At 70.9% G+C, this 26,452-nt stretch carries 25 protein-coding genes; 7 read left to right on the forward strand and 18 right to left on the reverse strand.

From position 1 onward, the window contains the following. Nucleotides 1-70: 70 nt before the first annotated feature. Entirely contained in the window at nt 71-1,087 is a 1,017-nt protein-coding gene (locus ACIQNG_RS06905) for a glycoside hydrolase family 6 protein (protein WP_401482930.1), read from the reverse strand. 216 nt (nt 1,088-1,303) lie between these two features. Further along, nucleotides 1,304-1,795 (reverse strand): ATP-binding protein, encoded by a 492-nt coding sequence (locus ACIQNG_RS06910; protein ID WP_401482931.1) that lies wholly within the window; start codon nt 1,793-1,795, stop codon nt 1,304-1,306. Between the two features lie 188 nt (nt 1,796-1,983). Here ACIQNG_RS06910 and ACIQNG_RS06915 point away from each other — a divergent pair, with 188 nt between their 5' ends. Continuing rightward, nucleotides 1,984-3,318 carry a hypothetical protein gene (locus ACIQNG_RS06915; protein WP_401483068.1) on the forward strand — a complete coding sequence of 445 codons (1,335 nt, stop codon included), beginning with the start codon at nt 1,984-1,986 and terminating at the stop codon, nt 3,316-3,318. A gap of 32 nt (nt 3,319-3,350) precedes the next feature. Here the strand turns inward: ACIQNG_RS06915 and ACIQNG_RS06920 are convergent, their stop codons facing one another. The 12 genes from ACIQNG_RS06920 to ACIQNG_RS06975 all read right to left on the reverse strand — a co-directional run bounded on the left by ACIQNG_RS06920 (nt 3,351) and on the right by ACIQNG_RS06975 (nt 14,952). Beyond that, nucleotides 3,351-4,016 (reverse strand): class F sortase, encoded by a 666-nt coding sequence (locus ACIQNG_RS06920; RefSeq protein ID WP_401482932.1) that lies wholly within the window; start codon nt 4,014-4,016, stop codon nt 3,351-3,353. A gap of 7 nt (nt 4,017-4,023) precedes the next feature. Continuing rightward, nucleotides 4,024-4,575 (reverse strand): hypothetical protein, encoded by a 552-nt coding sequence (locus ACIQNG_RS06925; protein WP_401482933.1) that lies wholly within the window; start codon nt 4,573-4,575, stop codon nt 4,024-4,026. A 178-nt stretch (nt 4,576-4,753) separates the two neighbouring features. Continuing rightward, a complete protein-coding gene (locus ACIQNG_RS06930; RefSeq protein ID WP_401433363.1) occupies nt 4,754-5,533 on the reverse strand; it encodes an HAD-IIA family hydrolase in 780 nt (259 codons plus the stop codon). Between the two features lie 97 nt (nt 5,534-5,630). Continuing rightward, nucleotides 5,631-6,692 carry a 2-aminoethylphosphonate ABC transporter substrate-binding protein gene (locus tag ACIQNG_RS06935; protein ID WP_401482934.1) on the reverse strand — a complete coding sequence of 354 codons (1,062 nt, stop codon included), beginning with the start codon at nt 6,690-6,692 and terminating at the stop codon, nt 5,631-5,633. A 108-nt stretch (nt 6,693-6,800) separates the two neighbouring features. Next, nucleotides 6,801-7,598 (reverse strand): ABC transporter permease, encoded by a 798-nt coding sequence (locus ACIQNG_RS06940; RefSeq protein WP_401482935.1) that lies wholly within the window; start codon nt 7,596-7,598, stop codon nt 6,801-6,803. Then, the gene (locus tag ACIQNG_RS06945; protein ID WP_401482936.1) at nt 7,585-8,496 is read right to left on the reverse strand and encodes a 2-aminoethylphosphonate ABC transporter permease subunit; all 912 of its coding nucleotides are present in this window, start codon (nt 8,494-8,496) and stop codon (nt 7,585-7,587) included. Before ACIQNG_RS06945 ends, ACIQNG_RS06940 begins: the two co-directional genes overlap by 14 nt. Beyond that, entirely contained in the window at nt 8,489-9,538 is a 1,050-nt protein-coding gene (locus tag ACIQNG_RS06950; protein ID WP_401433373.1) for an ABC transporter ATP-binding protein, read from the reverse strand. Before ACIQNG_RS06950 ends, ACIQNG_RS06945 begins: the two co-directional genes overlap by 8 nt. Next, nucleotides 9,538-10,317: a phosphonatase-like hydrolase gene (locus ACIQNG_RS06955; RefSeq protein ID WP_401482937.1), complete on the reverse strand. Its 780-nt coding sequence runs from the start codon at nt 10,315-10,317 to the stop codon at nt 9,538-9,540. Before ACIQNG_RS06955 ends, ACIQNG_RS06950 begins: the two co-directional genes overlap by 1 nt. Before the next feature lie 171 nt (nt 10,318-10,488). Further along, nucleotides 10,489-11,613: a TIGR03364 family FAD-dependent oxidoreductase gene (locus ACIQNG_RS06960; RefSeq protein ID WP_401433374.1), complete on the reverse strand. Its 1,125-nt coding sequence runs from the start codon at nt 11,611-11,613 to the stop codon at nt 10,489-10,491. A gap of 133 nt (nt 11,614-11,746) precedes the next feature. After that, nucleotides 11,747-12,502: a GntR family transcriptional regulator gene (locus tag ACIQNG_RS06965; protein WP_401482938.1), complete on the reverse strand. Its 756-nt coding sequence runs from the start codon at nt 12,500-12,502 to the stop codon at nt 11,747-11,749. A 70-nt stretch (nt 12,503-12,572) separates the two neighbouring features. Then, nucleotides 12,573-13,442 carry a hypothetical protein gene (locus tag ACIQNG_RS06970; RefSeq protein ID WP_401482939.1) on the reverse strand — a complete coding sequence of 290 codons (870 nt, stop codon included), beginning with the start codon at nt 13,440-13,442 and terminating at the stop codon, nt 12,573-12,575. Nucleotides 13,443-13,659: 217 nt separating this feature from the next. After that, a complete protein-coding gene (locus ACIQNG_RS06975) occupies nt 13,660-14,952 on the reverse strand; it encodes an ROK family protein (RefSeq protein WP_401482940.1) in 1,293 nt (430 codons plus the stop codon). A gap of 89 nt (nt 14,953-15,041) precedes the next feature. Here ACIQNG_RS06975 and ACIQNG_RS06980 point away from each other — a divergent pair, with 89 nt between their 5' ends. The 3 genes from ACIQNG_RS06980 to ACIQNG_RS06990 are packed head-to-tail and all read left to right on the forward strand — an operon-like array spanning nt 15,042 to nt 17,456. After that, a complete protein-coding gene (locus tag ACIQNG_RS06980) occupies nt 15,042-16,133 on the forward strand; it encodes a Gfo/Idh/MocA family oxidoreductase (protein ID WP_401482941.1) in 1,092 nt (363 codons plus the stop codon). A gap of 4 nt (nt 16,134-16,137) precedes the next feature. After that, nucleotides 16,138-16,554: a heme-binding protein gene (locus ACIQNG_RS06985; protein WP_401482942.1), complete on the forward strand. Its 417-nt coding sequence runs from the start codon at nt 16,138-16,140 to the stop codon at nt 16,552-16,554. Continuing rightward, a complete protein-coding gene (locus tag ACIQNG_RS06990) occupies nt 16,551-17,456 on the forward strand; it encodes a TIGR03620 family F420-dependent LLM class oxidoreductase (protein WP_401482943.1) in 906 nt (301 codons plus the stop codon). The genes ACIQNG_RS06985 and ACIQNG_RS06990 overlap by 4 nt, the downstream gene beginning before the upstream one ends. Nucleotides 17,457-17,582: 126 nt before the next feature. Here ACIQNG_RS06990 and ACIQNG_RS06995 read toward each other — a convergent pair whose 3' ends face one another. From ACIQNG_RS06995 to ACIQNG_RS07010, 4 genes are all read right to left on the reverse strand, one after another. Further along, complete coding sequence (locus ACIQNG_RS06995; RefSeq protein WP_401482944.1) at nt 17,583-18,524, reverse strand: fumarylacetoacetate hydrolase family protein; 942 nt, start codon at nt 18,522-18,524, stop codon at nt 17,583-17,585. Between the two features lie 100 nt (nt 18,525-18,624). Then, nucleotides 18,625-19,386, reverse strand: coding sequence for a membrane protein insertase YidC (gene yidC, locus ACIQNG_RS07000; RefSeq protein WP_401482945.1), 762 nt, complete (start codon nt 19,384-19,386; stop codon nt 18,625-18,627). A 118-nt stretch (nt 19,387-19,504) separates the two neighbouring features. Next, nucleotides 19,505-19,900, reverse strand: coding sequence for a DUF6412 domain-containing protein (locus ACIQNG_RS07005; RefSeq protein WP_401482946.1), 396 nt, complete (start codon nt 19,898-19,900; stop codon nt 19,505-19,507). A gap of 34 nt (nt 19,901-19,934) precedes the next feature. Continuing rightward, complete coding sequence (locus tag ACIQNG_RS07010; RefSeq protein ID WP_401433401.1) at nt 19,935-20,474, reverse strand: winged helix-turn-helix transcriptional regulator; 540 nt, start codon at nt 20,472-20,474, stop codon at nt 19,935-19,937. A gap of 68 nt (nt 20,475-20,542) precedes the next feature. Between ACIQNG_RS07010 and ACIQNG_RS07015 the strand changes: the two genes are divergently transcribed. The 3 genes from ACIQNG_RS07015 to ACIQNG_RS07025 all read left to right on the forward strand — a co-directional run bounded on the left by ACIQNG_RS07015 (nt 20,543) and on the right by ACIQNG_RS07025 (nt 26,433). Then, the gene (locus tag ACIQNG_RS07015) at nt 20,543-21,967 is read left to right on the forward strand and encodes an MFS transporter (RefSeq protein WP_401482947.1); all 1,425 of its coding nucleotides are present in this window, start codon (nt 20,543-20,545) and stop codon (nt 21,965-21,967) included. Nucleotides 21,968-22,235: 268 nt separating this feature from the next. Further along, nucleotides 22,236-23,243, forward strand: coding sequence for an SEC-C domain-containing protein (locus ACIQNG_RS07020; protein WP_401482948.1), 1,008 nt, complete (start codon nt 22,236-22,238; stop codon nt 23,241-23,243). Next, a complete protein-coding gene (locus ACIQNG_RS07025; RefSeq protein ID WP_401482949.1) occupies nt 23,224-26,433 on the forward strand; it encodes a DUF3427 domain-containing protein in 3,210 nt (1,069 codons plus the stop codon). The genes ACIQNG_RS07020 and ACIQNG_RS07025 overlap by 20 nt, the downstream gene beginning before the upstream one ends. Nucleotides 26,434-26,452 lie beyond the last annotated feature (19 nt).

Below are 26,452 nucleotides of genomic sequence, written 5' to 3' on the forward strand. Positions count from 1 at the left end.
CGTCCGGCCGCGGGAGCGTTCTGCGTTTGCGATGCCCGGCACCACCAGGACGTACCGGTACGCAGTGGCGCTACGGGGTGGTCGCCTCCGCCAGCTTCATCGCGTACTCCGGCCACCACTCCCCCGCCGCCGGGCCGCCCTTGCACTCGCCGTCGGACTCCCCGGGGCGCTTCACCCAGACGTAGGCGTCCACCAGCGGGTCGGCCGTCTTGGTGGTGGGGGTCTCGCCCAGCGAGCGGCCGGGCGGGTTGCACCAGCGTTCGTTGGGGTCGCCCTCGGTGTAGGGGCCCTTGCCGTTGCGGCTGGTGTCGATGACGAAGGGCTTGTTGCCTATCTTCGCCGAGAGCTGCTTGCCGTAGGCGATGGAGTCCTCGGTGGTGTAGAAGTTCGAGACGTTCACCGAGAAGCCGTCGGCCTGGGCGATGCCCGCGCGGTTCAGCGGGTCGAAGATCTGGTCGGGGTGGCCCCAGCCCGCGTTGCCCGCGTCCAGGTAGACCTTGGTGCCGGCCAGACCGCCGAGCTTGCCGATCGCGTAGTTGAGGAGGTCGTAGCGCTCCTCGTGGAACTCGCCCGGGGTGCAGCCGTCGACCAGGTGCAGTACGGCGTCCGGCTCCAGGATGACGGTCGCCGAGCGGGACCCGATGCCCGCGGCGACGCCGTCGACGAAGGAGCGGTAGGCGTTGCCGTCGGCGGCACCGCCGTCCGAGTACTGGCCGCAGTCGCGGTGCGGGATGTTGTAGAGGACCAGCAGGGCCGTGCGGTCGGCCTGGTCGGCGGCCTCGGTGAAGCCCCGGGCCTGTTCCTCGGGGTTCTCCGGCTTGATCCACTCACCGGTCGGATACTCGGCGATCTTCCGGATCGCCTCCGCCTCGGACTTCTTGCCGTCCTTCTCGTAGGCCGCGACCTGGTCCGCCGCGTTGCTGTCCGGATTGACCCAGAACGGGTCGGCGCCCTTGGGCTGCTGGGATATCTTCGAGCCCGGCTCGTCGCCGTCGCCGTCCCCCGACGAGCATCCCGCTATCAGCAGCGCCGCCCCCAGCGCGGCCATGGGCGCGCGCAGTCGGCCGACCCTCCTGTTGCGGTACATCCAACTCCCCCTCGGGTGGCCTGTTCCAAGACTCAATCCTGACATACGTCCCGCGACACCCACGAGACACCAGCCACAGCTGTCCCAGAGCTGTGACAGCGACACCGGGTGGTGGGGGGCTCCCGCACGGTCGGCGTCGGTTGGTTCAGACGGGCAGGCGCCACTGCGGCCCGTCGGGGTCGCCCAGCCAGACGACCTGGTCCCAGTCGTTCACGGTCATGCCGAACGCGGTCTCGTCAGGCCGTCTGCCTGGGGCAGGGTGGGGCCGGGGTTTGTCGGGACGGCGAGCCGACACCACGTCCGGGCGCCGGCATCCGAGACCCCCCAGGTTCCACCGTGGTCCTCGGCCACGCTCTGCACGAGCAGCAGACCGCGCCCGGACTCGGCGGTCACCGCCGCTGGTGTCGGCGCCGCGCGGCCCGGCATGCCGTCGATGACGACGATGTGCAGGAATCCGTTCTGAACGACGATCGTCAGGCGGATCTCCTCGGTGCCGCTGTGCAGCATGGCGTTGGTCATCAGCTCGGACACGACCAGCGATGTCGAGTCGATCAGCTCCGCCAGACCGATGTGGCGGAGCAGCGCGGCCACTTCGCGGCGGAGAACGCGGACAGATCGAGCCTCCGCGTCGGCGAGCTGAGCCTCAGGGGCTCGTGGCGCGACCAGGATGCGTCGGTCCAGTACCGTCCCGTCCACGGCAGTCGTCATGTGAGCCTCTTCGTCGTCCTGGTGCCTGGCCTGCCGCCCCAGGGGAGCGGTGAGCAGGCCAGACCGTCAGCAGCCGCAGGAAGCAACTCCGAGCGGCTGGTATGTACTCAACCTCTGTGCGCGATCCGGGGTAAGGGAGCAGAGTGGGGTATCGGTTGAACTGGTTGAACGCACCCCGGGGGTCATCGATGGTTCGACGCCTGCGAACACCGAACGCCGCTCTGGCTGCCCTCATGCAGTCGGAAGGAGTGGAGAACGAGCAGCTCGCCCGCCGGGTGAATGACACCGGCCGTGAACTCGGGCTGCGCCTGCGCTACGACAAATCATCCGTGTCCCACTGGCTTGCCGGGTCTGTTCCCCGGCCCGAAGTACGGCCCGCTGTGGCCGAAGCGCTCTCCCGCGTGGTGGGACGGCCCGTGACGTGCGGAGAGATCGGCTGGCCACCGGAGCCGACCGATGACCAGGACGTAGTGACGGGAGTGATCGACCTGAGCCGAGCAGACATGGACCCCTCGCGCCGAGGGGTCCTCAAGGGCGGAATGTACGCAGCGGTGCTGGCTGTACCCCATTTCGAGGATGTGGCCCCACGGCTGGAAGCCGCCGCGAGCGGACGTACCGTGCACGTCGGTCGCTCCGACGTCGAGACGGTCCGCACCATGACGGACAAGGTCGCCGACATTCTCGACCAGGTCGGAGCCGGGCACGCCCGCCCGATGGCAGCCGCCTTCCTCGTCAACACCGCGGGCCCCTACCTTCGCGCGACCGGCACGGACGCCGTCATGCGCGACCTGCGGGCCGCCGTCGCCGACTTCGTGTACCTCACCGGCTGGATGGCGATGTACGAGGATCAGCAGGGCCTCGGGCAGAAGTACTACCAGCGCGCCCTTGAGCTTGCCGGCGCGGCCGAGGACCACGTGACCTACTGCCGCACGCTCCGCGGCATGAGCCTTCAGGCCACGCATCTGGGACACGGAGCCAAAGGGCTGGAGCTGGCCGACGCAGCCGCCGAAGCCGCACCCGCCGCGGGACCGCGCCTGGTCGCGTTCCTCCGGGGACAGCAAGCGGCAGCCGCCGCCATGACCAACGACCGACGCACCGCACTCGCCCGTCTCCGGGAGGCCGAGACAGCGCTGTCCAGCGCGGACGATCGCCGGGACGCGGTGGGGGGATACGACACCGCCGCCTACTTCTTCCACGAGGCCCATGTGCGCTGGCACCTGGGCGACCGGGAGAAGTCCATCGGCTCTCTGCGCCGTTCGAACGCCGCCCGCTCACCGCTGGAGCGGGAAGGCCGTCTGCACTGCCTCGGGGTGACCGCGCAACGGCAGCTTCGCATGCGTCACGTGGAAGCCGCGTGTGCCACTTGGGGCACATTCCTGGACAACCACCTGACGCTGTCCTCCGCACGGGGGGACAAGCACCTCAAGACGATGCTCAAGGCGCTGCCCGCCCATCGCGCTGTAGCAGGTGTGCGAGCGCTTGAGGAACGCGCCCGGCACGTGGCTGCCCTCAAGGCCGCCTGATCCGCACCACATTGCTGCCAGGCCGGGCCGGGTCAGGTCGTGGTGTGGGTCAGGTAGGCGGAGACGATGACGTTGGCCGTGTAGCTGCGGGTCCTGTGGTCGAAGGTGCCGCCGCAGGTGATGAGGCGGAGTTCGGCGCGGCCCGACCGGTGGGGGCCGTACGCCTGCTGGGCGTCGAAGCGGTCGCGGGTGAGGACCTGGACGTCGTCCACGGTGAACTCGGCGACCTTGCCGTCCTCGCGGGCCACCCTGACCCGCTCGCCGGGGGTGAGGGTGCTGACCTTGTAGAAGACGGCCGGGCGGGTCTCGGTGTCGACATGGCCCACCAGTACCGCGGTGCCGACGGCTCCGGGGGTGGCGCCGGCCGACCACCAGCCGACGGCACCCGCCTGGTCGAAGGGGGGCGGGTCGACGGCGCCGTCCCGGTCGAGTCCGCGGGCGACGACGGGGGCCTGGACCCCTATGCCGGGGATGTCGATGCGGCGCGGTCCCGCGTCACCCAACGGCGGTGCGGGGGGCGGGAGTTCGGCGTCCGGGGGGCGTCCGACGGCGGCCACGTCGCCGGTCGTGGGCGAGGAGATGCCGGGGTCGGGATCGGCCATCTGGCGGCCCCACAGCCAGAGTCCGAGCAGCAGCAGCGCCCAGGCCGTGCCGGTCAGCAGCCGTCCGGTGCCGGAGGCGCGTATGCGGTCGGACACGGCCGGCTCACCGGCCGCGGCGGCTCTTGCGGGCGCCGCGCAGCACGAAGGCGACCGCGGCGGCACCGGCCAGCAGCAGTCCGGTGACGGCATGTGCGGTGCCGGGTCCCTCGCGGTCGCCGTCCCCGGCGCCGGCGAGCTGACCGGACGAGGCCCCGCCGCCGCCCGCGCGGACCGGGGCGGTGGGGGAGGCGGGCGCGGACGGCCGGGCGAAGCCGTCGACGACCCTGATGTCACCCCGGGCCCTACGGTCGCCGCAGCTGATCCGCACGGCGTAGGCCCCCGCCTCCAGCGAGGTGCGGACCCGGGCCCGGCCGGAGAGGGTCCCGTCGGAGCCGCTGAGGCGGGCGTCGGAGACGAAGGCCGCGGAGACCGCGACGGCGCTCTCGACCCGGCAGCCCGTGACCCTCAGGGCGAGGTCACCGCCGGGCTCCGGGGCCGACGGGCTGATGGAGACGGTGCCGTCCGCCGCGTGGGCCGCCGGGGCGGTGGCGAGGGCGGTGAGCGGAGCCAGGACGACCAGGAGTCCGGTACCGAGAGTGACGCGAAGTGAACCCATCGTGAACCTCCAGATGTCTGGAGACTCCCCCGTGCGGCCGGACCACGCATCCCGGAGCGGGGTCCGGCTGGTCCGTACGGGTTGTTTCCGGGCCGATCAAGGTTTCGCGGGCCGCTCGGCCGGTCCGATCTTCCGACCGGTGGGGGGTCCGGCGGCCCATGTGCGGGGGGGCGGGCGGTCAGATCAGGTCCACCAGGTCCGCGATGGAGTCGACCACCTCGGACGGGCGGTACGGGAAGCCCTCGATCTGCGTGGGCCCGGTGAGCCCGGTCAGCACCAGGAAGGTGCGCATGCCCGCCTCGATGCCCGCGAGGACGTCGGTGTCCATCCGGTCGCCGATCATCGCGCTGGTCTCGGAGTGGGCGCCGATCGCGTTGAGGCCGGTGCGCATCATCAGCGGGTTGGGCTTGCCCGCGAAGTACGGCTGCTTGCCGGTGGCCTTGGTGATCAGCGCGGCGACGGCACCGGTGGCGGGGAGCGGGCCCTCGGCGGAGGGGCCGGTCTCGTCGGGGTTGGTGCAGATGAACCGGGCCCCGTCGTTGATCAGCCGGACCGCCTTGGTCATCGCCTCGAAGGAGTACGTCCGGGTCTCGCCGAGGACGACGTAGTCCGGGTCGTGGTCGGTGAGGATGTAGCCGATGTCGTGCAGCGCGGTGGTCAGTCCGGCCTCGCCGATGACGTACGCGGAGCCGCCGGGGCGCTGGTCGTCCAGGAACTCGGCGGTGGCGAGCGCCGAGGTCCAGATGTTGTCGACCGGCACGTCCAGGCCCATGCGGTTGAGCCGGGCGTGCAGGTCGCGGGCGGTGTAGATGGAGTTGTTGGTCAGGACCAGGAAGGGCTTGCCGGACTCACGGAGCTTCTTGATGAAGGCGTCGGCGCCGGGGATCGGCACACCCTCGTGGATGAGCACTCCGTCCATGTCGGTCAGCCATGACTCGATGGGCTTGCGTTCTGCCATGTGCGTCGATCACTCCTGGTGCGTGACGGATGGGCTGGGCGCCGGAACCACGGCGTACCGACGCCCCCCAGGGTAGCCAGCGCCCCCGTCGACCGGTTCAGCCGCCGGTCGCCGACTTCCAGGCGTCGACGTACCGGCTCAGCCGGGTGTCGATGTCGTTCCAGTCGGGCTCGAAGATCTCGACGCCGTCCATGATCCGGGTGAGGGCGATGGCGGTCTCGTCGGTGGCCTTGACGTCCTGGCGGGCGCTGAAGCCGCCGCCGATCTCGCTGACCTGCCGCTGGGCCTCGGGGGTGAGCATGAAGTCGAGGAGCTTCTTGCCGTTCTCGGTGTGCGGGGCGCCGCTGACCAGCCCGGCCGCGTAGGGCAGGGCGAAGGTGGTGGGCCGGCCGCCCTCGCGGGCCGGGAACCAGAGGCCGAGGTTGGGCATGGTGCGGGACTGGGCGTAGCTCATCTGGACATCGCCGTTGGCGACATGCAGTTCGCCCTTGTCGACCTTGGGGCCGAGCTTGCCGGTGGAGGCGGAGGGGCCGACGTTGTTGGCCTGGAGCTTGCCGAGGTACTCCATGGCGGGCTTCTCGCCGCCGAAGTCGTGCATGGCCTTGATGACGACGGCGGTGCCGTCACCGGCGATTCCGGGGGTGGAGTACTGGACCTTGCCCTTGTACGCCCCGTCGAGGAGTTCCTCCCAGGTCGTCGGGGCCTGCTTCAGCTCCTTCTTGTTGTAGACGAAGCCGAAGTAGTTGTTGACGACGGAGGTCCAGGTGCCGTCGGCGGCCTTGTCGGCGCCGTTGACCTGGTCCGCGCCGGCCGGGGCGTACTTCTGGAGCAGTCCCTTGCCGTCGGCCTGCTGGATGAACGGGGGCAGGGTCACCAGGACGTCGGCCTGGGTGTTGTTCTTCTCCCGGGCGGCCCGCTGGACCATCTCGCCGGAGCCGCCCTCCACGTACCGGACCTCGATCCCGGTCTCCTTCTCGAAGTCGGCGAAGAGCCGGTCGTACCAGCCGTCGCCGCTCTCGCCCTTGAGGCCGTCGGCGCTGTAGACGGTGACGACATCGGCGTCGGAGGCGGCGGAGCCGCCACCGCAGGCGGTGAGGGAACCGGCGAGGGCGAGGGCGCCGAGGGTCGCGGCGAGCGGCTTGAGGTGCGGTAGGGACATGGCGAGGTGCACTCCTCACGGAAGGGGAAGGACGGAACGGGGCGGACGGAAGGGGAAGGACGGAAGGGGAAGGACGGAACGGGGCGGACCGCGGTGGGGCGGCTGGGCTCACCGGTAGGAGGCGCGGGTGCGGATCCGGGAGACGGCGAGCAGCACGAGCAGGGTGGCTGTCATGAGGACGACGGCGAGGGCGGAGCCGGTGAACAGGGCGCCGCGGTCGGTGGCCGCGTAGATGAGGACCGGCAGGGGCGTCCAGTCGGGCGGGTAGAGCATCATCGTGGCGCTCAGCTCACCCATGGACAGGGCGAAGCAGAGACCGGCGGCGGCGGTGAGCGACGGCAGCAGCAGGGGCAGGCGGACCCGCCACAGGATGTAGCCGGGCCGGGCGCCGAGGGAGGCGGCGGCCTGCTCGTACGCCGGGTCGAGACGGGCGAGGGCGGCGGAGACGGACTGGTGGGCGAAGGCGGTGACGAGCACCGCGTGGGCGGCGACGACGATCCAGCGGGTGCCATTGAGCAGGAACGGCGGCTGCGAGAACGCCACCAGCACGGCGAGGCCGACCACCACCGAGGGCACGGCGACCGGCAGCACGAACAGGGCGTCCAGCACCCGGCGCGGACGGCGCGGCAGGGCGGAGGCGGCGAGCGCGGCCCAGGTCCCGGCGGCCAGCGCCAGCGCACTCGCCGCGAGGGCGGTGAACAGGCTGGTGGTGAGCGCCTGGAGGGCCTCGCCGCGGGTCGCGGCCCGGTAGTGGTCGAGGGTCAGGTCCGAGGGCAGGGCGCCGGACCAGTGGGTGGCGAGGGACGCGGCCAGCACCACCAGCAGGGGCAGCGCGAAGAGCGGCAGGAAGAGCACGAAGAAGACGGCCCATACGATCCGCCTCGCCTTGTCGCTATGCACCAGCACGGCGGCTCACCACCCGGTAGAGGGCGTAGAGCCCCACGGAGATCAGGACGTTGACGACGGCGACGACACAGGCGCCCGGGTAGTCGGACTCCAGGATCGCCTTGGCGTAGACGAGGGTCGGCAGGGTGGTGACACCCTTGGCGCCGGTGAACAGGACGATGCCGAACTCGTTGAGGCAGAGCACCAGCACGAGGCTGCCGCCGGCGGCCAGCGCCGGGAGCGCCTCCGGCAGGATCACCCGGCCGATGATCCGCGGCGCCCGCGCCCCCAGCGAACTGGCCGCCTCCAGTTGGGCGGTGTCCAGGTGCGAGAAGGCGGCGAGGAGCGGTCGTACGACGAACGGGGTGAAGAAGGTGATCTCCGCGAGGACCACGCCCCAGGGGGTGGTGAGGAACTGGAAGGGCCCTTCGGCGGCGCCCGTCAGGTCGGTCCACAGCCCGTTGGCCATCCCCACCGAGCCGTAGACGAACAGCAGGGCGAGGGTGATCAGGAAGGACGGGAAGGAGAGGAACACGTCGATGAACTTCGACACCGCCCGCGCCCCGGGGAACGGCACGAACGCGATGACCAGCGCGAGGACGAAGCCGAGGACCAGACAGCCGGCGGTGGAGGCGAGCGCCAGCCAGACGGTGGTCCACAGCGCCTCCCGGAAGGCGGCGGAGGCGAAGACGTCCGCGTACGGCTCCAGCGAGGTGCCCCCGGAGTCGGGCTGGAAGGACTGCTGGACGACGAGGGCGAGGGGGTAGAGGAAGACGAGGGAGAGCAGGGCGACGGGGGGCAGGGCCCAGAGCCAGGCGCGTGAGGCGCGCACCGTCCTCGTGGTGCCCGGGCGCCTTGCCGGACCCGGCATCTCCGGGGTGACCGGCGTTTCCGTGGGGTGCTCCGTGGCGCTAGCCATGTTCGTCCGTCCCGGCCGGCAGGAGGACCGCGTCCTCGGGTGCGAAGTGCAGGCCGACCCGGTCGCCGAGGGCGGGTGGCTCCCGCAGTTCCCGCAGGTCCGCCATCACCCGGTGCCCGGCGACATCGACGTACAGTCGGTGGGTCGCGCCCCGCCACTGCACCTCCGCCAGGGTCCCGGACAGCAGGTTGGGTCCGTCGCCGAGCCCGACGAGATGCGGCCGTACGCACAGGGTGGCCCGCGCGCCCGGCACGGCCCCCGCGGTGTCGGCCTCCAGCTCGGTGCCGGCGAAGGCCACCCCGCCCGGGACCACCGTCACCGGCAGCAGATTGGCGTTGCCGACGAAGTCCGCCGTGAACGCGTTCGCGGGCGCCCGGTACAGCTCGCGCGGTGTCCCCAGGGCCCGCAGCCGGGCCTTGTCCATCACGGCGATCCGGTCGGCGAGGGTGAGCGCCTCGACCTGGTCGTGGGTGACGTAGAGGATGGAGACCTCCGGCAACTCCCGGTGCAGCCGGGCGAGTTCGGCGAGCATCCCGGAGCGGAGCCGGGCGTCGAGCGCGGACAGCGGCTCGTCCAGGAGGAGCACGTCCGGCCGGATGGCGAGGGCCCGCGCGATGGCGACCCGCTGCTGCTGGCCGCCGGACAGCTCCCGGGGGTGGCGGCGCGCGTAGGCCGCCATGCCGGTCAGCTCCAGCGCCTCGGCGACCCGCGTCCGTACCTCGGCCTTCGGGGTGCGGCGGGCCTTGAGCCCGAACGCCACGTTGTCCTCGACCCGCAGATGCGGGAAGAGCGCGTACTGCTGGACGACCATCCCGATGCCGCGCGCGTGCGGCGGCAGCCCCGTCACGTCCCGGTCGCCGAGGAAGACCCGTCCGGAGACGGGGCGGACGAACCCGGCGACCGCCCGCAGCGCGGTCGTCTTGCCCGAGCCGGACGGCCCGAGCAGCGCCATCACCTCGCCCGGGGCGACGGTGAGGTCCAGGGCGTCCAGGACGACCTGGCCGTCGTAGGCGACCGTGACCGAGTCGAAGCGGATGCCCATCAGCCGGCCGCCTCGCCCAGCGGGGCTGGCAGGGCGGGTGCGGGTGCGGGGGGTGCGGGGGGTGCGGGGGGTGCGGGTGTGGGCAGGGTGAGTGCGGGCAGGTCGGCGACCGAGTCGATGACGTGTCCCGCGCCGGCCGCGCGCAGGGCGTCCTCGCCGTGCGCGCCGGTACGCACCCCGACGACCAGGCCCGCTCCGGCACGGACGCCGCTGAGCATGTCGTAGGAGGTGTCTCCGACGACTGCGATCTGGCGTACGTCGGCGGCGGCGCCGGTGCGCAGGAACGCCTGGAGGACCATGTCCGGGTACGGCCGTCCTCGGCCCCCGGCGTCGGCCGGGCACAGGGTGAGCGCGGCCAGGTCCCGCCAGCCGAGCGCGGCCAGGACGGCGTCCTGGGTGACCCGGGAGAAGCCGGTGGTGAGGACGACGGTACGGCCGGCCGCGCGCAGTTCCTCGACGGCCTCGCGGGCGCCGGGCACGGGCGCGATGTGACCGGCGTCGACGAGATCGCCGTACGCCTGCTCGAAGGCGGTGTTGGCGCGCTGGGCGAGATCCTCGTCGGCGAACAGGTGCCGGAAGACGGAGATCTTCGACTCGCCCATGGTGGCGCGGACGTAGTCGAGTTGCGCGGTGTGGTCGGGGCTGCCCGGTTCGACGCCGAGGGTGGCGGCGGCCCGGGAGAAGGCCCGCTCGACCAGTCCGCCGTCGGCGACGGTGGTGCCGGCCATGTCGAGCACGATCAGGCGTATGCCGGGGGTGTCGGTGGTCGGGGTGCGCATGGTCGTGGCTTTGGCCTTGGCTTTCGCGGGCGTGGTCGTGGCTTGCCTGGTCGTGGCTTGCCTGGTCGTGGCTTGGCTGGTCGTGGTCGTGGCTTGTTCGGTCGGGTGCCGCGTGGTCATGTGCTGTGGGGTCGGGTGCCGCGTGGGCATGTGTTGTGGGGGCATGTGCTGTCACCAGTCCAGGGCGTCGGCGGTCGTCTCGGCGATCGCGGGCGAGCAGGTCATCCCGCGTCCGCCCGGACCGGTCACCAGCCACACCCCGTCCCGCACCCGCTGCCGGTGCACGACCCGGCCCGGCTCCGCGCACTGCGCGTACACGCCCGCCCAGCGGCGCCGGATCCTCGGCAGCGGCCGGCCGAGGACCGCCGCGGCGACCTCGGCGAGATGGTCGTAGGGATCCTCGACGGTGTCGAAGGCGAAGGGGTGCTCGTACTCATGGGTGTCTCCGACGGTCAGCGAGCCGTCGGCGCGCTGCACCAGCAGGAGTTGCATACGGTGTTCCGCGGCCGTCGGGGGCTGCGGCTGCCCTGCGCTCAGCGCGTCCAGGGCGGGTGAGGCGTAGGCCGGGTAGTAACGGAAGCTGTCGGCGTCGGCGACCGAGGTCGTCAGCGGGGTGTCCAGCGGGTCGGTCTGCATCATCTGGAGCCGGACGCGGCGTACCGGCAGGTCGGGGCCGGCCAGTTCGCGGACCAGGCCGCCGAGCCAGGCGCCGGTGCACAGGACGACCGTGTCGCCGTGGTGGGTGTCGCCGTGGTCGTCACGCACGGCCCGCTCGCCGACCACCTCGCGGACCTCGCGGCCGGGCAGGAAGGTGTAGTTCGGGTGGCTCAGGAGCGCCGCGCGCAGGGCCCGTTGGGCGGTACGGGGCTCCACGGCGGCGTCCCGCTCGCAGTGCAGGGCCGCGTCGAAGTCGCCGCGCAGGGCGGGATTGAGGGCGCGGGCCTCCTCGGGGTCGAGGAGCCGGTACCCGCGGGAGGCGGCGTCCGTACGGGCCAGCGCCGCCTCGGCCACGGCCCGTTCGAGGGGGCCGCGGACGACGGTCAGCGAGCCGTTGGGGCGGAAGCCGAGGGCCGGGACCCGGCCGCCGATCTCCTCCCACAGTTCGCGGGCCCGCAGCGCGGTCTCCAGTTCCGGTCCGGCGGCGCGACCGCCCACCCAGACCAGTCCGAAGTTGCGCACCGAGGCGCCGCGCGCCTCCGCCTCGCGTTCGATCTGTACGACCTCGTGGCCGCGTTCCACTGCGTGCCAGGCGTGCATGGTGCCCAGCACCCCGGCTCCGACGATTATCACTCTCACGGCGGCAACGCTCCTCGCGCTCGGCGAACCGGAGGGGTCCGGCTGTCTACGAGAGCGTGAACTGGGCATCACGTTAGGGCTAGACCCGTTACCGTTTTGTTATGCTACGCGGGTGCGCGTGAGGGTGTCGTTTTCAGCCCTGCAAGTGGGTCGTGAAGGAGAAGCGGTCTCCTCGGTAGAGGGAGCGGACGCGTTCCAGCGGGGCGCCCTCGGTGTCCCGGGAGACCCGGTGGATCAGCAGCATCGGCAGTCCCGGGGGTGTCCCCACCAGCAGGGCCTCGCGGGGCGTGGCCAGTACCGTCTCCAGCCGTTCGTCGGCGTCGCCGAAGCCGATGCCCCGGGTGTGGAGGTAGTCGTAGAAGGAGGAGTCGGGTTCGAAGTCGGTATCCAGCCGGGGCACGCGCGCGACGGCGATGTAGGTGCTCTCCAGGCCCACCCGCTCGTCGTCCGCGAGCAGCACCCGCTCCATGTGCCAGACCGGTTCCCCGCGCCGCAGCCCCGTCTCCGCGGCGAGCGCGTCGGGGCACGGGAAGCGGTCCATGGTGACCAGGTTCCGGCCCGGGGCACGTCCCTGGCGCCGTACGCCCTCGGTGTAGCTGGCGAGGGAGAGCGGCTGCTCCAGCTTGGGGCCGGCGACGACGGTGCCCCGGCCCCGGCGGCGGAGCTTGCCCTCCAGGAGGAGTTCGCGCAGTGCCTGGCGGACGGTCTCGCGGGCGACGTCGTAGCGCTCGGAGAGATCGCGCTCGGTGGGCACCGGGTCCCCCTCGCTCATCCCCTCCACCAGTTGGTCCAACCGTGCCTTGACCGCGTAGTACTTGGGAATTCTGCCGTGCTCCGGGATGCCCTGGCGGACGGGGGCGCCGGGGGCCTGGTCGTTCGGGTAGTCCACCTGGGGATCGTGCCAGACGCGGGTGACGGGGTGGGACGGGGTGGGACGGGGTGTCTGGGGGGGGCTGGGCTCAGCGGCGGCGGCGACGGGCCAGGAGGAGGGCGACGCCGGACGCGAGGAGGGCGAGGGTCAGGCCGAGGGCCTGGTTCGGGGAGCCCAGTCCGGTACGGGCCAGTTCCTCGGCGAGGGTGGTGGGGCGGTCCGGGGAGGGGGTGGGGGCGAGGGTGCCGGAGCCGGGGTGGGTGCCGGGGTCGGGAGCGGGGTCGGTGCCGGGGTCGGTGCCGGGGTCGGTGCCGTCGGCCGTGTCGGAGCGGGGCTCCGTCCCGGACTCGGGGCGGGAGGCGGTCTCGTCGGGGCCGGTGCGGACGACGGTGAACCGGTAGTCGTTGGACTCCCCCACCCAGTCGCCGTCGTCGTCCTGGCGCTGGACGACCGCGGCGGCGGCGGTGATCTCGTTGGCCACGGCGTCGGAGGTGAGGGAGAGGCGCACCTTGACGCGGGTGGTGCGGCCGGGGGCGACGCTGAACCCGGCGAACTTCCCCGCCTCGAAGACGCCGACCAGCTCGTCCTCGTCGGTCGACTCGAACCGTACGGGGTGCGGTCGCCGCCCCTCGTAGAACTCCAGCCTCGGCTGAGCGGCCGTCAGCTCACGCTGCTCGTCCACGAGGACGACGACGGGGTAGATGCCGGAGCAGGTCCGGTCGGTGGTGTTGGTGACATCGACGTACCAGGTGCCGAACCCCCCACCGGCGAGATAGGTGTCGGGACCGCCGTGCACCCGGGTGCGGAGCGGGAAGTCCCGGCCGTCCGACGCGGCGCAGGCGGGCGCGGGGGTGGGGGCGGCGGCCTGGGCGGGGGCGGCGGCGAGGGGGGTGACGGCGGTGAGGGAAGTGAGGGTGGTGAAGGCGGTGAGGGTGAGAGCGGCGGGGACCAGTCGCATGACCACATCACCGTGCGGGGCGGGGCCGAGCGCAAGCCGCCACCCCCGGGGGCGGGCCGGGTCCGCCCGGACGGCCCGCCTTCATTGCCCCGCTCGGCCCTGTCCGTCCCCGGCTCCGTATGTACCTCAGCCGTCTCCCCGCGCCTCTCTCCGGGTCTCCCTCCGCGTCTCCCCCCGCGTCTCCCTCCGGGTCTCCGTCCTGGTCTGCCCCGCGGGCCTACCCGTGCGCCTGTCCGTGCCCGAACAGCGGCCCCAGCACCAGTTGGGCCGCCCCTTCCGCGACCCCTCGCTCACCGCCGGAGGCGATCCGCACGGGCACCCCGCCCTCGGGGCTGAGGCCGGAGCCAGCGCCGGAGCCGGAGCCGAAACCAAGGCCGCGCCCGCGCCCGCGGCCCTGCCCCTGTCCGATCCCCTGCCCGTGCGCGTGCCGGGGATCGCCTCCGCCCTCCCGCCGGGCCCGTGCGTCCAGTACCTCCGTCACTCCGCGCACGAACACCTCCGGTGCGGCGGTGACCGTCCGTCCGCCCAGCAGCACGAGGTCGATGTCGAGCAGTGCGACCAGGTTCGCGGCCCCGACCCCCAGCACGCGCGCGGCCTCCCCCAAGTCGCCCCGCCGTACCGCCGCCAGACACAGCGCCTCCACGCACCCGCGGTTGCCGCAGGAGCACTCGGGTCCGTCGAGCTGGACGACCTGGTGTCCGAACTCCCCCGCCCCGGTCCGCGCCCCCCGGTGCACGGCCCCGTCGAGCACCAGCCCCGCCCCGAGACCGGTACCGAGATGGAGGTAGGCGAACGACGACCGTGGCACGAACGCCGGTGCCGTGCCGCCGACCGCGAGCCGCAGGGCCGCCGCGTTGGTGTCCTTGTCCACCACCACCGGCAGCCCGAGCCGCTCACCCAGCGCGTCCCGCAGCGGAAAACCGTCCCACTCGGGGAACCCGGTGACGCGATGGAGCACACCCCGGCGGTGATCGAGCGGCCCCGGCAGGGCCACCCCGACCCCCAGCAGCGTGCGGGCCGCTCCGGCCGCCTCCGCCACCTCCGCCACCGCTGCCTCCACGGCCGCCGGTACGGCTTCGGCCCCCGTCCCCGCCGTCAGGGCCAGCGGCCGGGACGTCTCCCGGACGACGGTCCCGGTGAGGTCCACGAGCACCGCGCGCAGGGCGTCCCGTTCGAGGTGGGCCCCGACAGCGTGCCCGGCGCCGGGCACCAGGCGCAGGACGGTACGGGGTTTGCCCCCGGTCGACCGGCGGTGGCCGGCCTCGGTCGCCAGGCCGTCGGCGCGCAGCCGGGCGGTGATCTTACTGACGGCCTGGGGGGTGAGCCCGGTCCGTTCGGCGAGCTTGATCCGGGTCATGCCGTCGGTGCCGGCCGTGCGGAGCAGATCGAGCACGAGGGCGGTGCTGTGGCTGCGCGGGGCGAGCGGACCGGCCCCTCCGGCACGGGCGCGGAACCCGGTCCCCCGGTCCGGGGCCACGCCCCCGCTGCCGCCGTTCGCTTCGTCGCCCATCGCCCCGCCGCCCTCCGGTCCCGCGTCCGTCCACCCCCTCATTCTCCCCTGTGCTTGCACTTTGGCAACGGCGTTGCCAAAGTGGGTCCATGACTGGCAAGCCTGGCACCCCCCTCCGCGTAGGTCTGGTCGGTTACGGCCTCGCGGGCTCCGTCTTCCACGCCCCGCTGATCGCCGCGACCGAGGGGCTGGTCCTGGACACGGTGGTCACGGCCAACCCCGAGCGGCAGGAACAGGCCCGCGCCGAGTTCCCGGACGTACGCACCCTGCGTACCGTGGACGAACTCTTCGAGCGCGCCGACGAACTCGACCTCATCGCCCTCGCCTCGCCCAACCGCACCCATGTCCCGCTCGCCACCGCCGCCCTCACGTCCGGACTGCCGGTCGTCGTGGACAAGCCGATCGCGGGCACGGCGGCCGAGGCACGTGAGCTGGCCGCCCTCGCGGACCAACGGGGCCTGCTGCTCTCGGTCTTCCAGAACCGCCGCTGGGACAACGACTTCCTCACCCTGCGCAAGCTGCTCTCGGACGGTGAGCTGGGCGACGTATGGCGCTTTGAATCCCGCTTCGAACGCTGGCGCCCCCAACTCAAGGGCGGCTGGCGCGAATCCGGCGACCCCACAGAGATCGGAGGTCTGCTGTACGACCTCGGCAGCCATGTCGTGGACCAGGCGCTGGTCCTCTTCGGCCCGGCCGCCTCGGTGTACGCCGAGTCGGACATCCGCCGCCCCGGGGCCCGTACGGACGACGACACCTTCATCGCCCTCACCCACGCCAACGGGGTCCGCTCCCATCTGTACGTCTCCGCCACCACCGCCCAGCTCGGCCCCCGCTTCCGGGTGCTCGGCTCGTCCGCCGGCTATGTGAAGTACGGGCTCGACCCGCAGGAAGCCGCCCTGCGCGAGGGCAGACGCCCCGGCGCAGCCGACGGGGACGGGGCGTGGGGCGTGGAGCCCGAGGCGCTGTGGGGCCGGGTCGGCTCCGGAGAGAGCCCGCTGACCGGGGGCGGCCGGGTCGAGCCGACGCTGCCGGGCGACTATCCCGCCTACTACGCCGCCGTGGCCGCCGCCCTGCGCGACGGTGGCGCCAACCCGGTGACCGCGCTGGAGGCCGCCGCCGCCCTGGACGTACTGGAAGCGGCCCGGCGTTCGGCGCGCGACGCGGTGGCGGTGACGCTGTGACGCTGTGACCGCCGAGCTGACCCCGGCCATCCATGAGCTGGAGGGGCAGGAACGGCGCCTGGTCTTCCGTACGTTCACCCATGACGACGCCTGGATCGACCGCAAGCGGCGGGTGGTGGAGCGGTACGGTTCGGCGTCGTACCTGGTCGGCGCCCGCTGCCGGGCCAAGGGCACGACCTTCGAGGAGTCCTCACCACTCGACCCGGACCACTGCACGGCACACGGCGGTTCGTTCCCGATCACCGTGGCGGAGATCGGCGTCATCGGCTCTGAGACGGGCGCGGCCGATTTCCGGCCAAGTCCAGGCCCCCGGGACTACCCGGGCCGTCCCTCCCGTTGGCACCCGCGTACCGGTGCACCGCGCCGGTCGTTGACCGGTCGCCCCATCGGTCGTCGAGCCCCGGAGGAACGGATCCGATGAACGCCACGGAACCGCAGCACACAGCCGCACCGGACGCCCTGGCCGCTCTCAAGGAGCGGGTCGGGCGGTACGGCATCTGGAGCATCGGCCTGCGCTCGGAGGAGCCGGGCCGCCGCGCCGAGGTGAACGAGTCCGCCGCCGAACTGGAGGAACTCGGCTTCGGCGCGCTGTGGCTCGGCAGCAACACCTCGGCGGCCAACGCCGCGCCCCTCCTCGCCGCCACCCGGTCGGTGACGGTCGCCACCAGCGTCCAGAACATCTGGCAGCACGACGCCACCGCCTCCGCCGCGGCCTCGGCCGAGCTGGAGAAGAGCCACCCCGGCCGCTTCCTGCTCGGCCTGGGCGTGGGCCACGCCCGGCTGGTGGACGGCTACCGCCGCCCGTACGGGGCACTGGTCGCGTACCTCGACGCCCTGGACGCGGCCGGGCTGCCCGCCGAGCGGCGGGTCGTCGCGGCGCTCGGCCCGAGGACGCTCAAGCTGACCGCGGAACGGACCGCGGGCACGATCCCGTACCTCGTCACCCCGGAACACACCGCGAGCGCCCGCGAGATCCTGGGCGCGGCCCCGCTGCTCGCCCCGGAGCTGAAGGTGATCCTCGACGCGGACCCGGCGGCGGCCCGCGCACTGGCCCGTGAGCGGCTGGCGCCCTATCTGGGCCTGCCCAACTACACGAACAACTTCCTCCGGCACGGCTTCACCGAGGACGACTTCACCGACGGCGGCAGCGACCGTCTGGTGGACGCGGTCTTCGCCTGGGGCGACGACACCCGCCTGCGCAGCCGCATCGACGCCTTCCTGGAGGCAGGCGCGGACCACGTGGCCCTCCAACTGATCGACCCGTCCCCCCGGGACACCCTCCCGCGCCCAGCCTGGCACCACCTGTCCACCCTACTGACCTGACCCACCCCTCCACCCCGCCCACCGAAACCCCCCAGGGGCGCGGGGAACTGCGCGACCAACCACCCCCGACCCGCAGCCACAAACACCCCGCACCCCCCGGCACCCAAAGCCCCCCTCGTGGAACGCTTACGCGTTCACAAGCCGCTGCCGCTGCCTCCCCAGCCCCTCGACCTCCAGCTCCACCACATCCCCGCCCCGCAGATACGGCTTGGGCTCGGGCTGCCCGAGGGCAACCCCCGCGGGCGTACCGGTGTTGATGACGTCACCGGGGTAGAGCGTCATGAAGTGACTGAGATACCGCACGACCTCACCCACCGGGAAGATCTGCTGGGCCGTCGTACCGTCCTGCTTCAACTCCCCGTTCACCCACAACCGCAGCGAGAGTGCCTGCGGGTCCGGCACCTCGTCCGCCGTCACCAGCCAGGGCCCGAGCGGATTGAAGGTCTCGCAGTTCTTGCCCTTGTCCCAGGTGCCGCCCCGCTCGATCTGGAACTCCCGCTCGGACACGTCGTGCGCCACCGCGTACCCGGCGACATGGGTGAGCGCGTCCTCGGCGGACTCCAGGTAGCGGGCCGTACGGCCGATGACGACGGCCAGTTCGACCTCCCAGTCCGTCTTCTCGGACCCGCGCGGCACCAGCACGTCGTCATGGGGGCCGACGACGGTGTCCGGCGCCTTGAAGAAGAGCACCGGTTCGCTCGGCGGCTGGGCCCCGGTCTCACGGGCGTGGTCGTGGTAGTTCAGCCCGATGCACACGATCTTGCCGATCCGCCCCACCGGCGGCCCGATCCGCAACCCGTCCGCATCCAACACCGGCAGCCCACCGGCCGCGGCACCCGCCCCCGCACCGGCACCCGCCCCCGCACCGACACCGGCACCCGCACCGGCACCCGCAGCGGCAGCGGCACCCGCACCGGCCGCCTCGCGGATCCGGCCGAGCGCGGCGTCGTCGGAGAGCAGCGCCCCGTCGATGTCGGGCACCAGCCCGGACAGATCGCGCAGCACCCCGTCGGCGTCCAGCAACGCGGGCCGCTCCGCCCCGGCCGTACCGACTCGCAGCAGCTTCATGGTCCTCATCTCCCTTGATCACGGGCACTCCGCCGACGTGTGCGGACATCGGAGGACTGGTCGATCCTCCAAGGTCGAGGTCCACTCCGCAATACCCGGTTCATCCACTGGACTCGGAGACCGGGGGCCGATGGAGCGCGGCCCGCTCGATCGCGCTCCACGCCGTACTGGTCACGACGTACAGCGCGGCGGCCAGCGGCACGACCGCCACGGTGACCAGGGTGAGGAAGGACATGAACGGCAGCACCTTGCCGACCGCCGCGAGCCCGAGCCCCGGCACCCGCTCACCCCCACCACCGGCCGCGCCCACCTCGGCCATGACACCCCCGCTCCGGGCGGTCATCCGCTTGGTCTGTACGGAGCTGAACGCGGCGACGACCGTCACGAGCACGAAGAGGCCGAGGTACACCAGCCCCGCCGGACCGAGGAGCCCGTCCGCGGCCAGCGCGTCGAACCACCGGTCCCCGAGGGGCGCGCCAAGCAGTTCATGGGTCAGCAGTCCATTGGCGGAGCCGCCGACGGTGGGGCTGGAGAAGACGTGGTAGAGGACGAAGAACGCGGGGAGTTGCAGCAGCCCGGGCAGCAGACCGGCGAGCGGGGACACGTTCTCCTTCCTGTGGAGTTCCAGCACCGCCCGCCGGAGCCGTTGGGGATCGCGGCGGTGGCGCTCGCGCAGTTCGGCGAGGCGCGGCTGGAGCCGGGCCCGTGCCTTCTGGCCGCGCGCCGCGGCCCGGGACAGGGGGTGCACCAGCAGCCGTACGAGCAGGGTGAGCAGGACGATCGCGGCGGCTGCCGCGGAGGTGGCGAAGAGGGGCTGGAGCAGTTCGGCGAGCTGTTCGACCAACTGCGCGAAGACGGACATGGGTGAGCCCTCCGGGGGTCTCGTCGTGCCGGGAGCACCGGGGTCAGCGGTGCGGGAAGGACGGCATGACGACCCACGCGGGGCACGGAACGTACGAGATCAGGCGGGTGGTGCTGCCCTACGCGACGGTCGTCGGCAGGGCGTGTCCGGGCGCTCTGGGGCGTCTTCGCCCCTTCGCGTCGGGGTCTCGCTGCGGCAGGAAGGCCGTACGCCGCCTGCGGTCCCGAAGTGCCGTGCGCACGCGCGTCGGTGGCACGGCGGGGGCGCGGCGCGAGCCGATCAGCGAGCAGACGGCGAGCGCGGTCCCGGCCACGGCGGTGACGCTCACGGCGAGCGCGAGGGCGCCGAAGAGCCCACCGGTGTCGAGCAGCGCGAGGGAGAACAGCGAGAACAGCGAGAACAGCGAGAGGAGGACGAGGAGGCGGACGTAGAAGGGGACGGAGAGGGGGACGGAGAGGGAGCGCGGACTCCGCGCGCGCTCATCCCCACGGCACACCCGTACGTACGTCGGCATCACGACCGGCCCCCCTCTCTTCTCACCTGCCCGGTCACTCGGCCCTGGCTGCGGCTTCCGTCTCGATCGGCTGGAGCAGTCGCCTCGGCGTGAGCAGGGCGCGGCTGACCGGATCGGCCGGATCGGGGTTCAGACCCGGTCCCGGCACCATCTCAACGTCCGGCACCGGCACCACGGTTCCGCAGACGGGACATTCGCCGTACGAGCCGAGTTCGGTGCCGCAGGCGGCGTGCCGGAAGTGGCGCAGGACGGCCTGCCCGTTGTGCTCGACGCTCCAGAGGGCCAGCGAGCGCAGGACGGGCCACAGGCCGATGCCGCGCTCGGTGAGGACGTACTCCTCGCGCGGCGGTGACTCCTGGTACCGGCGCTTTTCGAGGAGGCCCTCGCTGGTCAGCGCCTGGAGGCGGGTGGCGAGGACGGCGCGCGGGATGCCGAGGTGGACGAGGAAGTCGTTGTAGCGCCGGACGCCGTAGAGCGCGTCGCGGATGACGAGCAGGGTCCAGCGCTCGCCGACCAGCTCCAGCGCGCGGGCGATCGTGCACTGCTGCTGGGTGTAGTCCTTGCCGAGAGCCATGGCATCCACTGTAGCGACTTTCCCCCGGGTTGGTTCAATGACCGAACCTATGGTGCTACGGTGCCGACATGGATAGGTTCACTGAACGAACCGTAGAGCAGGCGACAGAGCCCGCACCCGGGCAGGGACCTGAAGGGGGACGGCCCCCGGGGGTGAACCCCCGGGCCACCCTGGCGCTGACCAGCGCCGCGACCGCCCTGGCCCTCATGACGTACACGGCGCCGATGGTGACGCTCGCGGACACGGCGGCGGATCTGCACACCCCGCAGTCGGCGCAGGCGTGGCTGCTGAACGGCACCCCGCTGGGCCTGGCGGCCCTGCTGCTGGTGGCCGGCACGCTGGCCGACGACCACGGCCGCCGCCGGGTCTTCCTGCTGGGCACCCTGGGTCTCGGCCTGACGACGCTGCTCGGCGCCGCGGCGAGCACGACCTGGCAGTTCACCCTGGCCCGGGTGGCGCAGGGCGCGGCGAGCGCGGCGCTGCTGGCGAGCGCGCTGGGCCTGATCGCGCACGCGTTCCCGGACGCGCGGGGCCGGGTACGGGCGACGGGGACGTGGGGCGCGTTCGTGAGCGGCGGCATAGCGGTGGGCCCGCTGCTGAGCGGGGCGCTGCCGCACTGGCGGTGGGTGTACCTGGTGCTGGGCGCGGGGGCGCTGGTGGTGGCGGGACTGGGACTTCGTACGTTGACGGAGTCCCGTTCCCCGAGGGGCGCGCGGCCGGATCTGCTGGGCGCGGTGACGTTCGCGTCGGCGCTGGTGGCGCTGATCGCGGCGCTGACGCTGGGCCGGGACGGCTGGCTGCGGGCGCCGGTGGGGTGGCTGCTGCTGGCGGCGGTGGTGTCGGCGGGGGCGTTCGTGGTGGTGGAGCGCCGGGTGCGGGCGCCGATGATCGATCTGTCGCTGCTGCGGCGCCCGGAGTTCCGGGTGTCCTCGGCGGGCGGGCTGTTCATGGGGCTCGCGGTGATCGGACTGTTCAGTTTCCTGCCGACGGTGATGCAGCGGACGTTCGGGCTGTCGCCGCTGATGACGGCGTTGCTGTTCCTGCTGTGGTCGGGGCTGTCGTTCACGGTCGCGCTCCAGGCCCGTCATCTGTCGGGCCGGGTGTCGCCGCGCCACCGGTTGGCGATCGGCTTTGTGCTGCATCTGGTGGGCGTACTGACCATGCTGGGCGCGTTCGCCCCCGGCGCGGACTCCTGGGCGCGGCTGCTGCCCGGGCTGGTCCTGGGCGGTGTCGGGGGCGGTCTGCTGAACGCGGCCCTGCCCCTGCTGGCGGTGGAGTCGGTGCCGGCGGGGCGGGCGGCGATGGGGTCGGGTGCCCAGCAGACGGTGCGCTATGTGGGTTCGTGTGCGGGCGTGGCCCTGACGATCGCGCTGGGGACGGCGTCCGGGGGCGGGATGGACGTGGCGCTGCTGGTGTCCGCCGGGCTGGCGGGGCTGGGGGCGCTGAGCGTGGGACGGGGCAGGAGAGCGCTCACCTCGGGCGCAGGGAGGTGAGCTTGCCCCAGAGGATCAGCCGGTGGGCGGAGCTGTACTCCGGGGTGCGGGTGGTGAGGGGGAGGTAGGGCCTGTCGTTCGGATCATCCCGGCGTCGCGGGGTCTGGCCCGCGGATCTGCGGCGTTGTCGTCGGTTGCCGGCGTCGGGGTGGGACCCGCACGGCAAGGGGAACGGCGCGAGGTCTCCGGAGCGGGGCGGTGGCCTCTTGGGAGTGGGTCTGCCCACCGGGCGGCGGTCCGGTGGGCGCTCGGCAGTACGGTGTCATGCATGCGCCCCGACACGCCTGCCGAGAACGTCGACCATCCCGCCGAGGCGGCCCGCCTGGAGCGGACCGCCGACCTGTACCCGGAGGATGCCGAGGCCCTGTTGCTGAGGGCCGCCGCACACCGTGAACTGTCCGGCGACCGCCCCGCCGCCACGGCTCTCTACGACCGTCTGCTCGCGTCGGCGACGACGCTGGACCACCCGCACCTGGTGCGCGCGCTGAAGGCGTCGAACCTGTGGGAGTACGGGCATGAGGCGGAGGCGAGGGCGATCATCGAGGGCCTGCGGGCGGCGGCGCCGAGGGACCCGGCGTCGTGGGTGATCGTCGCGGAGGCGCTGGAGGCGCACGACGAGTTGGAGGCGGCGCAGGAGGCGTTCACGCAGGGGGTGACGGTACTGGTGGGCGAGGCGGACGTCCCACCGCGACCGACGCACCCGCTCCTCTTCGGCCGGCACAGAGTCCGCCGCATGCTGGGCCTCGCGCACGACGCGTGGGACACCCTGGCGGACACCCTGCACTCGATGCCGGTGTCGCTGGACGAACTCCACGACCCGAAACGCGTCTGGTCCCTGGGGTCGGACAACCCGGCGGAACTGGCGGCGGAGATCTCCCGCCTGCGGGCCGAACTGGGCGCCTACCGGGAGGCCCTGTCCCGCCCGTACCCGGTGGCGGTCCTGCACTGGCCGACCCGGGAACTGACGGAACTGCTGGCGGCGTACCCGGACCTGGAGACGGAGTACCCGTCCCACGAGCACCACCTGTCGACCATAGAGGCGTCCCTGCGCGAACTCGCCTCCTCCGGCACCCCGAACCTCGGCATCGTGACCGGCACCCTCCCGTCCTACGAAGCCTTCGCCGCCTCGGAAGCCGCCTCCCCCACCGACCCCGCCCTCCTCCCCCAGTACGCCACCACCCTCGCAGCCCGAGGCCGCGCCACCCCCTGGCCCCCGGAACCGACAACGACATGCTGGTGCGGGTCGGGGAGGAGTTATGGGGGGTGCCACGGCTAAGACATATACAACCGAACGATGCGGAGCAGGGTTACTTGGGGGGCATGTGGCCGAGGCAGCGGACTGGGAACAACCACCGGCTGGCATCTATGAACGGCTAATCACTCAAAGCGTCCAGGACGACCTCGACCGGCTCCAAGCTCTTGGGTGGAAATCGATCGACAGCGAGGTCAGCGTCGAATCCACACCTCATGTGCTGGCGCGCCATATCGGCGAGACTGTGGCACGGACATTGAGTCAACTCCCGCATGGGCAGCAAGTCGCCGCCGCGAACCGCGTCTTGAAGTCGCTGGCCTCGGTCACCACCGACAGAGATCTGACAGAGGCCCTCAGCACCATCATCGATGGACCTAGACAACTCCTGGCCCTCGCGGAGCAGGAAGCCCCAGGTGTCTACGCAGTTCGGCCACTCACCCCGCTCTCTGAGACCGCACTCATCACCAACTCCCCCGAAGATCCCAGCCTCGGCAGTGAACTACGAGCCGAGTTAGCAACGGCCAACCGCGTCGATCTGCTGTGTGCCTTCGTCAAGTGGCACGGCCTGCGCATCTTGGAAGACTCGCTGCGCGCAGCAAAGGAGCGCGGTGTCCCCATCCGCGTCGTCACCACCACGTACATCGGTGCCACCGACCGCCAAGCGCTCGATCGTCTGGTGCGTGACTTCGGGGCTCAGGTGAAGGTCAACTATGAGACTCGTTCGACTCGTTTGCACGCCAAGGCATGGCTGCTTCGACGGGACAGTGGATTCGACACGGCGTATGTCGGTAGTTCCAACCTTTCCAAGGCTGCCCTGCTTGATGGCTTGGAATGGAATGTACGCCTGTCATCAATCGCTACTCCAGCCGTACTGAACAAATTTGAGGCGACCTTCGACGCCTACTGGAACGACAGTACCTTCGAGTTGTACAACCCTGAAACGGATCAGGAGCGTCTCGATTTGGCGCTCGCCCGAGCCGGTGGGAGCGGACCCTCTATGGATATGAAAATCAACCTCTCAGGGCTTGAAGTTCGCCCCTTCCCACATCAACAAGACATGCTGGAGCGACTTCGCATCGAGCGAGAGATTCGCGGCCGAAGTCACAATCTCCTTGTTGCAGCGACCGGGACCGGAAAGACCGTAATGGCGGCGCTAGACTACCGGAGTCTACGCACGAGGCCGGGTGACAATCCAAAGTTGTTGTTTGTAGCTCACCGTAAAGAGATACTCAAGCAGTCCATGCGCACGTACCGCGAAGTCCTCGATGACGCCTCTTTCGGAGAACTGCTCTACGGGGGACAAGAGCCTCGCGAGTGGACACATTTGTTCGCCAGTGTCCAATCATTGAACGTCCAACGGCTAGAGCAACTTACCCCCGACCATTTCGACATCATCGTCATCGATGAATTCCATCACGCGACGGCTTCCACCTATCGCCGAGTCATTGATCATTTTAAACCAAAGCAACTCCTGGGGCTGACAGCCACGCCAGAACGCATGGATGGCCGTAATGTTCAGGATGAGTTCTTTGAAGGCCGCATCGCCGCAGAGCTAAGGCTCTGGGAGGCGCTGGAAAATGATCTCCTGTGTCCGTTCCATTACTTCGGAATCCCCGACGGAACTGATCTCACACAACTTACATGGACTCGAGGTTCATACACAGATCAGGACCTTGACGCGGTGTACACCGGAAACGATGCCCGGGCCAGGATCGTTCTCAAGCAGGTTCGCGCTAAGATCTCGCATCCCGGCACTATGCGCGCTCTGGGATTCTGCGTCTCCAAGAAGCACGCCGCGTTTATGGCAGAATCCTTCTGCGCAGCCGGCTTTCAAGCAGTTGCCCTGGACAGTGATTCTTCCCCCGAAGTGCGAACCAAGGCACTCAGCGATCTCCGTGAGGGCGCGGTTCAAGTGATCTTCTCAGTTGATCTCTTCAATGAAGGGCTCGACATTCCTGGGGTCGACACCCTGCTGCTACTGCGCCCCACCAGCAGTGCGACTGTCTTCCTTCAGCAACTCGGTCGAGGGCTACGTCGAACCGAGTCGAAGCCCGTGCTCACAGTACTGGACTTTATTGGGCAACACCGCGCTGAGTTCCGATTCGAGGAGCAGTTTCGCGCCTTGACCAACCTCTCCCGTAATCGGCTCTTGGATCACATCGCGCATGACTTCCCTCAACTGCCCTCAGGGTGTCAGATCCTACTGGAGGGCAAGTCCAAGGATCTCGTCCTAGATAACATTCGCACACAACTGAGCGCCACCATCAACACATTGGCGAAGGAGGCTAGGGACTACCGCACCCCGAAACTGGCGACCTATCTCCAGGAAAGCCGCAGAGAACTCAAGGAGCTTTACCGGAGCAGCAACTCGTGGACCGCCGTTCTACGACGAGCGGGCCTCGTCAAGGAACGTGCTCCAGACGGGGAGGCCTCGCTCCTCAAGCGGGTGCACGCCTTCCTCCACGTAGACGACATGGAGCGCTCGTCAGCCTACCTCCGGCTCTTGGCCGACGACACTGCCCATTACAGCGACCTCACCAAGGCTGATCAAGCTTACGCCCGCATGCTCTTCTTCAACCTGTGGGATGACGCCGGCGGATTCACTAGCTTTCAAGAAGCCCTAGCTTCACTACGACCCCAACGGGCATTTCGGGATGAACTACAGCAAGTGCTCTCGTATGCGAGGGAGCAGATAGATCACTTTCCCATCGATCTTGCCGGACCGCATGCCGAGTTGCCGCTGAAGGTCCACTGCTCTTACAACCGGTCCGAGATCCTAGCTGCGCTGGGGGTCGCTCGCTTCGGCGGGCAAATGCCGAGATCTTTCGCACAGGGTGTGCGGTGGGTAGATGACCTTCAAACGGACGCACTACTTGTCACTTTGGAGAAGAATGATCGGGACTTCTCTCCCTCGGTTCGCTACAAGGACTACGCGCTGAGCCCTCAGCTCTTCCACTGGGAGTCTCAGAACGCTGTAGCCGAGAACTCAAGCACCGGCCTGCGTTATCAGCACCATGAAGCGCAAGGCAGCCATGTGCTGCTCTTCATGCGCCGCTATAAGAACACCGACATCGGTAAGTCACACCCGTGGATGCTTCTCGGCCCTGCCACGTATGTGCAGCACACGGGCAGCAAGCCTATGGGGATCACATGGCAGCTGGAGCATGAATTGCCCGCCGATGTATGGACATATGCGACCATCGCCACACACTAGTGGATCACGAGCAGTGTCA

It is taken from the genome of Streptomyces sp. NPDC091377 (genome assembly GCF_044757045.1).
Taxonomy (GTDB): Bacteria; Actinomycetota; Actinomycetes; order Streptomycetales; family Streptomycetaceae; genus Streptomyces.